This is a genomic window from Pseudomonas amygdali (assembly GCF_002699855.1).
Classification (GTDB): domain Bacteria; phylum Pseudomonadota; class Gammaproteobacteria; order Pseudomonadales; family Pseudomonadaceae; genus Aquipseudomonas; species Aquipseudomonas amygdali.
In genome coordinates this window covers 1-12,565 of record NZ_LKBW01000054.1, presented here as the reverse complement: position 1 = coordinate 12,565, position 12,565 = coordinate 1, and the positions used below count along the sequence as shown (strand labels likewise).

Annotated in this window: 9 protein-coding genes and 1 pseudogene; 6 read left to right on the top strand and 4 right to left on the bottom strand. The window is 59.3% G+C overall.

Going from position 1 to position 12,565, the window contains the following annotated elements; genetic code table 11:
- Positions 1-74: 74 nt before the first annotated feature.
- Positions 75-1,565: pseudogene (gene mqo / locus AO277_RS05980) on the bottom strand (malate dehydrogenase (quinone)); the annotation flags it as partial.
- A gap of 895 nt (positions 1,566-2,460) precedes the next feature.
- Between mqo and AO277_RS05975 the strand changes: the two are divergent.
- The 4 genes from AO277_RS05975 to AO277_RS05960 are packed head-to-tail and all read left to right on the top strand — an operon-like array spanning position 2,461 to position 7,312.
- Positions 2,461-3,132, top strand: a complete 672-nt coding sequence (locus tag AO277_RS05975; RefSeq protein ID WP_044319714.1) for a (2Fe-2S)-binding protein — start codon at positions 2,461-2,463, stop codon at positions 3,130-3,132.
- Positions 3,132-4,115, top strand: coding sequence for an FAD binding domain-containing protein (locus AO277_RS05970; RefSeq protein WP_002553591.1), 984 nt, complete (start codon positions 3,132-3,134; stop codon positions 4,113-4,115). Before AO277_RS05975 ends, AO277_RS05970 begins: the two co-directional genes overlap by 1 nt.
- A gap of 9 nt (positions 4,116-4,124) precedes the next feature.
- Positions 4,125-6,341, top strand: coding sequence for a xanthine dehydrogenase family protein molybdopterin-binding subunit (locus tag AO277_RS05965; RefSeq protein ID WP_099258824.1), 2,217 nt, complete (start codon positions 4,125-4,127; stop codon positions 6,339-6,341).
- 2 nt (positions 6,342-6,343) lie between these two features.
- A complete protein-coding gene (locus AO277_RS05960) occupies positions 6,344-7,312 on the top strand; it encodes an XdhC family protein (protein ID WP_004658156.1) in 969 nt (322 codons plus the stop codon).
- Here the strand turns inward: AO277_RS05960 and AO277_RS05955 are convergent.
- Complete coding sequence (locus AO277_RS05955) at positions 7,293-7,916, bottom strand: nucleotidyltransferase family protein (protein WP_044319712.1); 624 nt, start codon at positions 7,914-7,916, stop codon at positions 7,293-7,295. The genes AO277_RS05960 and AO277_RS05955 overlap by 20 nt on opposite strands.
- Before the next feature lie 128 nt (positions 7,917-8,044).
- Between AO277_RS05955 and AO277_RS05950 the strand changes: the two genes are divergently transcribed.
- Complete coding sequence (locus AO277_RS05950; RefSeq protein ID WP_044319711.1) at positions 8,045-8,629, top strand: flavin reductase family protein; 585 nt, start codon at positions 8,045-8,047, stop codon at positions 8,627-8,629.
- Positions 8,630-8,868: 239 nt separating this feature from the next.
- Here AO277_RS05950 and AO277_RS05945 read toward each other — a convergent pair whose 3' ends face one another.
- Positions 8,869-10,260 carry an aldehyde dehydrogenase family protein gene (locus AO277_RS05945; RefSeq protein ID WP_044319710.1) on the bottom strand — a complete coding sequence of 464 codons (1,392 nt, stop codon included), beginning with the start codon at positions 10,258-10,260 and terminating at the stop codon, positions 8,869-8,871.
- A gap of 102 nt (positions 10,261-10,362) precedes the next feature.
- On the opposite strand from AO277_RS05945, the gene ptrR reads away from it, so the two are divergent.
- Positions 10,363-11,241 carry a putrescine utilization regulator PtrR gene (gene ptrR, locus AO277_RS05940; RefSeq protein WP_044319709.1) on the top strand — a complete coding sequence of 293 codons (879 nt, stop codon included), beginning with the start codon at positions 10,363-10,365 and terminating at the stop codon, positions 11,239-11,241.
- Between the two features lie 14 nt (positions 11,242-11,255).
- On the opposite strand, the gene AO277_RS05935 is transcribed toward ptrR, so the two are convergent.
- Entirely contained in the window at positions 11,256-12,350 is a 1,095-nt protein-coding gene (locus AO277_RS05935) for a tartrate dehydrogenase (protein WP_044319708.1), read from the bottom strand.
- Between the last annotated feature and the right edge of the window lie 215 nt (positions 12,351-12,565).

Genomic DNA, 12,565 nt, shown 5'->3' with positions numbered 1-12,565 from the left:
CCGAGCTGGTAAAACAAGGGCCTGCCTGACGGCAGGCCCTAACCAGCCCGAACACAAAAAAACTGATACTCCCTGTTGTTCAGCTTGGTGCCGTAGCTAGGCACGATCTGGCGCAGCTTTGCCTGCCATTCCGGAGTCGCTACCTTGTCCTTGAAGACTTTCTCAAGCACGCCCAGCATGATCGGCGCTGCAGTCGAAGCACCTGGCGATGCGCCCAGCAGACCGGCGATGGAGCCGTCCTTGGAAGCAACGATTTCGGTACCCAGCTTCAGAACGCCGCCTTTTTCTTCGTCACGCTTGATGATCTGCACGCGCTGACCGGCTTGCATCAGGCGCCAGTCTTCTTTCTTGGCGTTCGGGAAGTACTGCTGCAGAGCGGCGAAGCGATCGTCGTCAGACATCATTACCTGACCTGCCAGGTATTCGATCAGCGGGTACTGTTCGATACCAACGCGAGTCATCGGCCACACGTTATGCGTGGTGGTGCTGGTCAGCAGATCGAAGTAAGAACCGTTTTTCAGGAACTTGGTCGAGAAGGTCGCGAACGGGCCAAACAGGATCACGCGCTTGCCATCCAGAACACGGGTGTCAAGGTGCGGAACCGACATGGGTGGCGCGCCAGTCGACGCGATACCGTAGGCTTTGCCCATATGCTGCATGGCCAGAGTCTGGTTGTCGGTGACAAGCCACGAACCGCCGACCGGGAAGCCGCCGTATTCCTTGGCTTCAGGAATACCGGATTCCTGCAGAAGGTGCAGGGCAGCACCGCCAGCGCCGATGAACAGGAACTTGGTGTCGGTCTCGGTGACAGTACCGTCTTTCAGGTTCTTGTACTTGACGCGCCAGGTGCCGTCGTCGTTGTGATTGATGTCTTCGACTTCGCTCGACAACTGCAGATTGAAATTCTGCTTGGCTTTCAGATTGGCGACGAACTGGCGGGTGATCTCGCCGAAGTTGACGTCGGTGCCAATCGGGCTCCAGGTCACGGCCAGCTTCTGCGCCGGGTCACGACCTTCCATCATCAATGGAACCCACTTCTTGATCTGCTCGTGGTCTTCGGAGTACTGCATGCCGCTGAACAGCGGACTGGCCTGCAATGCTGCGTAACGCTTGCGCAGGAACTGGATGTTGTTGTCGCCCCACACGAAGCTCATGTGCGGCGTGGAGTTGATGAACGAACGCGGGTTCTTCAGAACGCCGGTCTTGACCTGCCACGACCAGAACTGACGGGAAATCTGGAACGCTTCGTTGATCTCGATGGCCTTGGAGATATCAACGTTGCCGTTCTTGTCTTCCGGGGTGTAGTTCAGCTCGGCCAGGGCCGAGTGGCCGGTACCGGCGTTGTTCCAGCCGTTGGAGCTTTCTTCGGCCACGCCATCGAGGCGCTCGACCATTTCCATCGACCAGCTCGGCTCCAGCTCGTTGAGCCAGACCGCAAGCGTTGCACTCATGATGCCGCCGCCGACGAGCAATACGTCGACTTTCTTGGTTTCAGCCGCCTGCACGGGCATCAGGCCCATGGAAATGGCCAGACCCAGCAGGGCCGTGTTCACTTTTTTAAACATTCTGTCATCCATCTGATAAACGCCATCCGCCGACTACTCCTGAAGAAACGGCCTGTCACATGCATCGAAGCCTGCGACAAACGCTCGCACCCACAGGGACTAGAGGTGGACATACAAGGCCAATATAATACCGCTCGAGACCTCAATTTATGTCCTGCTGCGCTGACTTGTTATCATCATTGGATTCAGCGTCATGAGTGACATTTGCTCTGTTGGTGTGCGGCGACGCCCGGGACTATCACCCCTCGGCATCCTCCAGAAAACACACCTGGTCAGCCTGTTCACGGAGTCTGAGACGCCGCATCGGGGCATGGAGGCACGCCTGATGTGCAATTTAATGCACGCGTGCTGCGACATTCCCACGGTGGCATACCGGCAAAGACGCGGCATTTTCGCATAATGTGCACCTCGGTTGCGAGATGCCATCATCAAATCGGGCGCGAATGCCTTGATTTAGACGCTTCACAGCCTGCCCCCCATCTATATGGTCGTTTATGCGCCGGTCTTTAGCCGCTTGCCAGAATGTGGCAATCCGCCAGACCCCGTCGCCCGCGCACATTTTTAACTGCCGCACGGCATTCATGAGCCAGTTTCACAAGGGTGTGTGGATTTGCCTGGCTAATCAGCATCCCGACCACCTGCTAGTGTCAATACACGACTGTGGTGTGTGGTGGCTGCAATCTCCGGATACAGACGCCCGTCAAACAGTTGGAACTTTACCAGCGCTGGCCAGTTAAACAATTAATCGGTGATAGCGTTTTGGCTCATGATCACCCATGAAAGCCCGATGAAAGATCAAGGCAGCACGCCGTTGAGCAGGAGTACGCCCAGGCCGCTGACCAGACAATAACGCCCGGCGCTTTACAGCAGCGTCGGCTATTACCGAGTGACCCTGATGAGTGAACCCAAAAAGCACAAGGATTCTGCTGTGGACAGCAGTGCCGTGCAGCCTTCGCGCCGAAACTTTTTGAAGTTCGGTGCTTCCGGCATTGCTGCGGCCACGCTGTCTACCTGGATACCCTCCGACGGCATGCTGCAGGCAGCCCCGGCGGCTCCTGTAATCGAAGACAGTGACGCGCCTGCAGCGGGCGAGCAGCGCATCCAGTTGAAGGTCAATGGCCAGGTTCATACCCTGAACGTGCCGGCCAACGCCGTTCTGCTCGACGTGCTGCGTGACCGCCTGCAACTGACGGGCACCAAAAAAGGCTGCGACCATGGCCAGTGCGGTGCTTGCACGCTGCTGGTCAATGGCGTAGCGATCAATTCCTGCCTTTCCATTGCCGTCCAGCATCAGGGCGACAGCATCATCACCATCGAAGGCCTGGCCGAGAACGGCAAGCTGCACCCGGTACAGGAAGCCTTCTGGGAGCACGATGCCTATCAATGCGGTTATTGCACGTCTGGACAGATAATGAGCGCGGTCGCGATTCTCCAGGACCCGAACATCCCTTCCGATGACGCCAGCGTCAGAGAAGCCATGAGCGGCAATATCTGCCGCTGCGGTGCCTACAAGAACATTCTCTCGGCCGTGCAGTCTGCGCGTTCGAAGATGGGAGGAGCTGCCTGATGCGAACGTTCGATTACGCTCGGGCTGCATCGCCCGCGCAGGCATTCAGCACTGCGTCGGGTGAGGGGCAGCGCTTCTATCTGGCAGGTGGCACCACGTTGCTTGATCTGGTCAAGCTGGATGTGATGCAACCGCAGCAACTGGTGGACATCAATCATCTGGCGTTGAAACAGGTCGAGTCGCTGCCCGATGGGCGTCTGCGCATCGGCGCGCTGGTGAGCAACACTGATCTGGCCAGGCATCCACTGGTGCAGCAGCGCTATCCGGTGTTGTCCGAAGCGATTCTGGCAGGTGCTTCGACCCAGTTGCGCAATAAGGCCACCACCGCTGGCAATGTCATGCAGCGGGTGCGCTGCCCGTATTTCCGCGATGGTATTTCAGCCTGCAACAAGCGCCAGCCGGGCTCCGGTTGTGCAGCTATCGGCGGCATGAACCGCAGTGTGCATGCGGTGCTGGGCACCAGCGATCACTGCATTGCAACGCATCCTTCGGACATGTGCGTCGGCATGGCGGCCATCGGCGGGCAGGTAACCGTTCAGGGGGCCAATGGTTCGCGAGATATTCCTTTTGCCGACTTTCATCTGCTGCCCGGTGATACGCCGCAGCGTGAAACTGCGCTGGCGGCCCACGAGCTGATCACCCACGTGACGCTGGATGCACCGCTGGCAGGTGGTCGTTCTTCTTATCTCAAGCTGCGCGACCGTACCTCTTACCAGTTTGCCCTGGCGTCCAGTGCAGTGATTCTGGTGATGGACGGCAGGCGAATCACCGATGCGCGTATCGCGCTGGGTGGCGTGGGTACCAAGCCGTGGCGGGCCGTGGAGGCTGAACGTGCACTGATCGGTCAGCGTGCTGACATGGACACCTTTGCGCGGGTCGCAGCGCTGGCGATGAAGGGCTCCCGGGCCTATGAACATAACGCCTTCAAGATCCCGCTGGGTCAGCAGGTCATTGTCCGCAATCTTCGTGACCTCACGGCCTAGGAATCTCTCATGAGCGAAAACATCATTGGTGTGCCGCAGCGTCGTATCGACGGCGGCAAGAAAGTCAGTGGTCAGGCGCGCTATGCCGCAGACCATCCGATGGGCAAGATGCTGTATGCCTATGGCGTCTACAGCACCATCGCCAACGGGCGCGTGGTTGCCGTAAAGGATCAGCAGGCCAAGGCGATGCCTGGCGTTGTCGATATCTTCCATCATGGCAATTTTCCTGCTTTGCACCGTACTCCGAACACCAAGCTGAGCTTCGCCAAGATGCTTTCGGCCAGCAAGGCGGACGAACATCGCCTGCCGTTCGAGGATGACCGGGTCTATTACCCTGGCCAGTTTGTCGCTCTGGTGGTGGCCGAAAGCTTCGAGCAGGCGAGGGCGGCTGCCCACCACGTGACGGTCGAGTATGACGAGCGCCCGGCGGTCAAGGACCTTGACGAAGGCATGCGGGTCAATGGTGCCCGTGATGGCGGTGCCGGGCACAACCGGGGTAAGCCGGACAGCGCGTTTGACAGTGCAAAAGTCAAAGTCGATCAGACTTACACCACCCCGGTTGAAGTGCATAACCCGATGGAGATGCACGCCAGCACGGCGTGGTGGCAGGACGGCAAGCTGTTTGTTTACGAAAGCACTCAGGGCGTGGTGAACCACCGCAACCTGCTGGCCAACGTTTTCGACCTTTCGCCCGACCGCGTTGAAGTGCGCGCACCGTTCATAGGCTCGGGCTTTGGCGGCAAGCTTTGGCCATGGCCGCACTCCGTGGCAGCCTGCGCCGCGGCCAGGGTTACCGGTCGCCCGGTGCAACTGGTGTTGCCACGCGCGCAGATGTTTACCACCGTGGGCCATCGTCCGGAGACCCGCCAGCGCTTGCGTCTGGCCACCGATGCCAGCGGCAAGCTGGTGTCGATCCGTCACGAGTCGTTCAACAACACGTCGATGCTGGATGATTACACCGAAAACTGCGGTGGCGTGACCAAAAGCCTGTATGCCTGCGACAACGTGCTGGTCAGCCACAAGATCAGCTCTATCAACCGGGGTACGCCAACCTCCATGCGCGCGCCGGGTGCAGCACCGGGCCTTTTTGCGCTGGAGTCAGCCATCGATGAGATGGCCCTGGCCAGTGGCATGGACCCGCTGGTATTTCGCAAGCTGAACCTGGCCGACAAGGATCAGAGCGTCGGCTTGCCGTGGTCCAGCAATCACCTGCCGGAAGCTATCGACAAAGCCGCCGAGCGATTCGGCTGGCACGCGCGCAAGGCCGATATCGGCTCGATGCGTGAAGGTGATGAAATCATTGGTTACGGCATGGGCGCCTGCAACTGGGAAGCCTATCAGGTGCCCACCGATGCGCGGGTCATTCTGCGTTCTGACGGTACGGCGCTGGCCCAGTGTGGCTTGCAGGACATCGGCACCGGCACGTACACCATCGTGGCGCAGACCGTCAGCCAGTTGACCGGCATTCCCGTTGAGCGTGTTGAAGTAGAGCTGGGCAGTTCGTCATTCCCGGCCGGCCCTGTTTCCGGTGGTTCATGGGTGACGGCCAGCGTAATGCCGGCGATTGCCGGGGCCACGCGTGAAGCGTTGGAGAAGCTGCGTCAGTACGCTGTCAGCAAGGATGCGGTGTTCGCCGGGCAGGACGCCGAGTCGATCAAGGTCGAAAACGGGCAACTGGTGATCGGCGAACAGCGCGCCAGCTTTGTCGACGTGCTGAAGGGGCAGCGCCTGTCGCGCGCTGAGGGTAATTTTCAAAGCGGCATGCCGGAGGCGGGCAAGTATTCCTTCCGCTCGTTCGGTGTGCATTTCGTCGAAGTGCGCTGGGATCCGGGCATTTCCAGCCTGCGCGTCTCGCTGGTGGTCAGTGCCATTGACGTGGGCAAAGTGGTCAATCCGCTGGCAGCACGCAATCAGGTGGAACGCGCAATCGTGATGGGTATCGGCATGGCGTTGTTCGAAGCCGGTGAATATGACCCGCGCAGTGGCATGCCGGTCAATAACAACTATGCCGAGTACGTAGTGCCGGTGCATGCGGATCAGCCGGATATCGACGTCTTGCTGCTCGATTATCCGGACTACAACTTGGGTGAGTTCGGTGCGCGGGGCATCGGCGAAATCGGTGTGACCGGGCTTGCAGCTGCCGTGGCCAATGCGGTGTATCACGCGACCGGCAAACGGGTGCGCAGCCTGCCGATCAGCAAGGAAAAACTGATGGCGGGGTTGTAGCAATGAAACAGCTCGATTTGCAGGTGGTGCAACAGGCTCGTGACTGGCTGGCTGGCGGCAAAGCCGTCTGGCTATGCACGGTTCTCTCTACGTTCGGCTCGGCCCCACGCGGGCCCGGGGCAATGCTGGTGGCGCTGAGCAGCGGTGAGCATCGCGGTTCCCTGTCTGGCGGCTGTGTGGAGGAGGACTTTCTCGAACGGGTCGCTGCAGGGCAGTTTCAGCCGGTCAATCAGGTCGTTCGCTACGGCGACGGCGGCTTCGCACCAACGCGGGCCCTGCCGTGCGGTGGTGTGCTGGATGTATTGATCGAGTTCATTGCACCGAGTCCGCAAGCGGATGCACATCTGGGGGCTATCGAGCAGGCGCTTGCCGGACGCGAGCTGGTCAGCAGGCACGTGCAGTTGGGCGGTGGGCAGAGAGAAATCGGGCCTGCAACGATGGGCGAGGCGCGGGTGCAGGTGGACGGCGAACGCATCAGCATTCGTATGGGGGCGGTGTATCGCGTGCTGCTTGCCGGGCTATCGCCGGTGGCGGAGTTCTGCGCCAGTTTTGCCGTCGCGATGGGCTATGAAGTCATCGTCTGTGACCCGCGTGTCGAGGTCACCTCAGGGTTTTCGATGCCGGGTGTCGAGGTGCGCGGTGTATTGCCTGCGGTGTTCATTGCCGAAGGTGGCTGTCACAGTTCGACGGCGGTACTGGCGTTGACCCATGATCCGAAACTGGACGATCTGAGCATGCTTGAAGCCGTACGCACTGAGGCGTTCTACATAGGCGCGATGGGTTCGATGCGTACCAGCAGCAAACGTCTGGAGCGTCTGGGCCGGATCGGCGGGCTGGATGCCAGGGTGCTGGAGAGAATCCATGCCCCCATCGGCCTGAACCTGGGCAGCAAGACGCCTTCCGAAATCGCCATTGCGGTGATGGCTGACATCCTGCGCGTGGCCAACGGTGTCAGTCGTGCCGAGGTTTAAGGTATTGCGCACAGGCTTGCGCCAGCGCTGACGGAGTGTCGGCGTCGCGCAGAATGCCTGGGTCATCGCAATTCAGTACGTCACACACCTCCGGGTTGTTCATGATCAGGGCTTTAGCGCCCTGATCGCCTTCCAGCGTCAGCAGTGTCGGCCAGAACTGCCGACCAATGATCACCGGATGGCCGCGCTGGCCGCCATGCATTGGCACGGCAATGCGCTGAGGATTGGCCATTGCGGCCAGGTCACGCAGGGTCTGCGGCTTTATCCAGGGCATATCTGCGAGCAGAATGGCGACGGCCTCGGCAGCGGAGTCCATTAAGGCGGCAATGCCGCTGGCGAGACTGTGGCCCATACCCAGGTCGGCATGTTCGCTGCGGATGATTGTTACGTGTGCGGGAATACCCAGTGCTTCAGCGTCATCGTCCGTACGCAGTACCAGCCCCACGTTGCCGAATTCGTTTCTAGCGTTTTCAAGACTTGCGGTCAGCAAGGTACGTCCACAGGGCAATGCTGCCTGTCTTTTATCGCCACCAAAACGCCTGCTTCGGCCTGCCGCCAGTACCAGGGCGAACACTTTGGGGTTCTGGCTGTCTATGCTGCTCAATCCGATGCCTTATGAGTCGTGAGAGGGTTCGCGTGCAGCCACACCATGCAGTACGGCTGGTGTACGCAGAATGCCTTATTTCGCTGCTCTGCCGGTAGCGGTACGAATCATGTTTTCGAGGGTTTCAAGTGGACAATCACATTCGTCCTGTCGAGCTGGAAAAAGCCTACCGTCTGCTCAATCACGGCCCGACGGTGCTGGTGTCCTCCAGTCATGAAGGCACTCACAACGTCATGTCTGCCGCATGGGCCTGTGCACTGGATTTCTCGCCGCCCAAGGTGACACTGGTGATCGACAAGATGACCAAAACCCGCGGGCTGGTGGAGAAGAGCGGTTATTTTGCGTTGCAGGTGCCCAATCTGGATCAATTGCAGATGACCTTCGACGTCGGCACCCAGAGCAAGGTCTTCACCCCGGACAAGCTTGATAAAGCCAATGTCGACCTGTTTCTGATTGAAGATCATGTCACGCCACTGGTTGTCGGTTGCTCTGCCTGGCTGATCTGCAAGGTCATTCCGGAGCCGCACAATCAACAGACCTACGACCTGTTCATTGGCGAAGTCATCGGCGCGTGGGCTGACACCCGTGTGTTCAACGACGGGCACTGGGAGTTCGAAAAGGCCGACCCGAAATGGCGCAGCCTTCATTACGTGGCGGGCGGGCATTTCTATACGATTGGTGAGCCTGTGATTGTGGAAACGGGCGACGAATGATCGCGATGTCTGGCCCTGACGATCTCCACTGTCCGTAAAGGCCTCTTCGTGAGCAAGCTCACTCCCACACAAGCACATTCATCGCACAATAGTTGAAGTTCACGCACCCAGAGGGTCTTGTGGGAGCGAGCTTGCTTGCGAAGAGACCCCCATGACCGCCAAAGATTTATGCTGATGTGAGTCCGCCTTCGCGAGCAAGCTCGCTCCACTGGGACATGTGTACTGGTGTTTCCCAACCCTCAGTGCCGATCGCGCCATACGGTCTGTGCATTGCAGAACTCGCGTACACCGAAGTGCGAGAGTTCACGACCAAAGCCGCTTTTCTTCACGCCGCCAAACGTCACGCGCGGGTCTGAAGCGCTGTAGCCGTTGATGAACACACCACCGGTTTCCAGTTCTTCGGTCATGCGCTCTGCCAGTTGTAGATCACGTGTGTAGACCGTCGCGGTCAGGCCGAATTCGCTGTCATTGGCCAGCTCCAGAGCGTGCTGCGCGTCGCGGGCGGTAATGATCGATGCTACCGGGCCGAACAGCTCCTGCCTGAAGGAAGTCATCTGGTCGGTCACGTCGCCCAGTACGGTCGGCTCGTAGTAGTTGCCTTGGCCATCAGCCTTCTTGCCGCCCAGCAACAGTTTCGCGCCTTCGGCAAGGGTGTCCTGAACCTGAGCATCCAGTTCATCGCGCAGATCGAAGCGTGCCATCGGACCAATGTAGGTCTCGCCGGACAACGGATCGCCGATCACCAACTGGCGAGTCTGTTCAACGAACCTGCGCGTGAACTCCTCGACCACACCTTGCTCGATGATCAAACGCTTGGCCGCGGCACAGACCTGCCCGGTGTTCTGGAAACGACCGATGACAGCCGCTTTCACAGCCTGATCCAGGTCTGCGTCATTGAGCACGATGAACGGGTCGGAACCGCCCAGCTCCAGCACGCACTTCTTGAGCGCCGCACCGGCCTGAGCACCAATGGCCTGGCCAGCGCGAACACTACCGGTCAGCGTGACGGCCGCAATGCGTGGGTCGGCAATGGCCTTCGAGACGCCCTCGGCAGCCACGTTGATGACTTCAAACACGCCCTCCGGGAAACCGGCGCGCTTGAACGCGTCGAGCATCAGGTAAGCGCAACCCATAACGTTGGGTGCATGCTTGAGCACGTAGGTATTGCCTGCCAGCAATGTCGGAATTGCGCCGCGCAATACTTGCCAGATCGGGAAATTCCACGGCATCACCGCAAGAACAGGGCCCAGCGGACGGTACTCGATGCGTGCCTTGTCATGCTCTACCTGAGTCGCCTCGGCCATCAGCATTGCCGGGCCTTGCGCTGCATACCAATCGCATAACTGCGCGCATTTCTCGACTTCGCCTCTGGCCTGCGTCACAGGCTTGCCCATTTCCCGGCTGATCATCTGGGCAATGTTTTCGGCGTCGTCGCGCAGGGCCTGGCCCATGGCGATGATCAGTTGCGCACGTTGCTGGACAGGCGTGCGCTTCCAGCCTGCAAAGCCGGCCGTCGCACGCGACAGGCTGCGATCCAGCATGGCGTCGGATTCGAAGGCGTAGTGGCCGATCTGTTCGCCTGAGGCGGAGTTGATCGAGATTGCGTGGGTGTTGCTGGTGACAGTAGTCATTGCGCCATCCTGTTGAGGTGGGAAGTGGGACCAGAATATAGGCGTGCAATGCTTTCTAAAACTGAATAATAATGATCGCATCGTTCATTATTGGAGAATGAAATGGATCTGGTTCAGCTGGAGATGTTCAAGGCGGTGGCTGAACACGGCAGCATCAGCGCCGCTGCGCAGCATATTCATCGCGTGCCCTCGAATCTGACGACGCGTATCAAGCAACTGGAGCAGGATCTGGGCGTAGACCTGTTCATTCGCGAAAAACACCGTTTGCGGCTGTCGCCTGCCGGCTGGAATTTTCTCGATTACACGCGGCGCATATTGGACCTGGTACAGGAGGCGCGGCTGGCGGTTTCTGGCGAAGAACCGCAAGGGCCTTTTTCACTGGGCTCGCTGGAAAGCACGGCGGCCGTGAGGATTCCTGCGCTGTTGGCGGTCTACAACCAGCAAAACGCCAAGGTCGAACTGGACCTGTCCACCGGGCCGTCCGGCACCATGATCGACGGTGTGCTTGCCGGGCGCCTGGTTGCTGCGTTTGTCGACGGGCCGGTGCTGCATCCATCACTTGAGGGTGTGCCGATATTCGAAGAGGAAATGGTCATCATCGCGCCACTCAACCACGCGCCGGTCAAGCGCGGGCGGGATGTGAGCGGTGAAAGCATCTACGCGTTTCGTGCCAACTGCTCGTACCGGCACCACTTCGAACGCTGGTTTACCGAGGACGCCGCAGTGCCGGGCAAGATCCACGAAATGGAGTCTTACCACGGCATGCTGGCCTGCGTCAGCGCCGGTGCCGGGTTGGCGCTGATGCCACGCAGCATGCTGGAAAGCATGCCCGGTTGTGCCACAGTCAGTGTCTGGCCCTTGTCCGAAAAGTTTCGTTACCTGCACACCTGGCTGATCTGGCGTCGAGGCACCGTATCGCGCAGCCTGACCCGCTTCGTGGAGTTGCTGGAAGAACACGCCAGACCGCAGCAAGCCGGATGAGGTAACGTCAGCACTTACTGCGCGACAGATACCCGTCCGGCAATCGCTACACCCACTTCCTGGGTCGAACGCTTGCCGCCCAGGTCCGGTGTGACGTCGCCACTGGCAATCACTTGCTCGATAGCAGTGATGATCTCGTCATGAGCCGCCGTGAAGCGTTCATCGCCCTGGCCGAGGAATTCCAGCATCAGCGCGCCGGACCAGATCATCGCAATCGGGTTGGCGATGTTCTTGCCGAAGATGTCGGGCGCCGAGCCGTGCACCGGTTCGAACAGCGACGGGAAGTTACGCTCCGGGTTGAGGTTGGCCGACGGCGCAATGCCAATGGTGCCAGCGCACGCCGGGCCGAGGTCGCTGAGGATATCGCCGAACAGGTTGGACGCCACCACCACGTCGAAGCGCTCGGGTTGCAGCACGAAGCGCGCGCACAGAATATCGATGTGTTGCTTGTCCCAGCTGATGTCCGGGTACTGACTGGCCATCGCCTCGGTGCGCTTGTCCCAATAGGGCATGCTGATCGCCATGCCGTTGGATTTGGTCGCGGACGTCACGTGCTTGCGCTCGTGTTTGCTGGCCATCTCGAAAGCGAACCTGAGAATACGGTCGACACCGCGACGGGTGAACACAGATTCCTGCAACACGAACTCGTTTTCGGGGTTTTCAAACATGATCCCGCCCAGCGACGAGTATTCACCTTCGGTGTTTTCCCGCACCACGATGAAATCAATGTCGCCCGGTTCGCGATTGGCCAGCGGGCAGGGCACGCCGGGAAACAGGCGCACCGGACGGATGTTGGCGTACTGATCGAACTCGCGGCGAAACTTGAGCAATGAGCCCCAGAGAGAGATGTGGTCTGGCACTTTTTCCGGCCAGCCCACGGCACCGAAAAAGATCGAGTCGAAGCCTTTGAGCTGTTCAAACCAGTCGTCCGGCATCATCTTGCCGTGCTTCAGGTAGTAATCGCAGCTGGCCCATTCGAAGTATTCGAACTCCAGATCCAGACCGTGCTTCGCGGCGGCAGCCTGAACCACGCGTACGCCTTCGGGCAGTACTTCAAGGCCGATGCCGTCACCGGCGATGGCAGCAATACGCAGTTTCTTGTTGTTCATGTCGGGCACTCTTGTCGGACGGCTTGTCAGGGATGAGTCACAAAGGCCATCCATGCTATAAGCACACGATATAAAGATAATCAGTCGATTAATGGATTGAGAAAATACGAATCGTGAATTATCCAAACCTTGATGATCTGAACGTGTTGAACCGCCCCGGGTTTCTCGGAGACTCCAACCTTTGAGAGGATGGAGCGATGAAAAAACTACCGAAG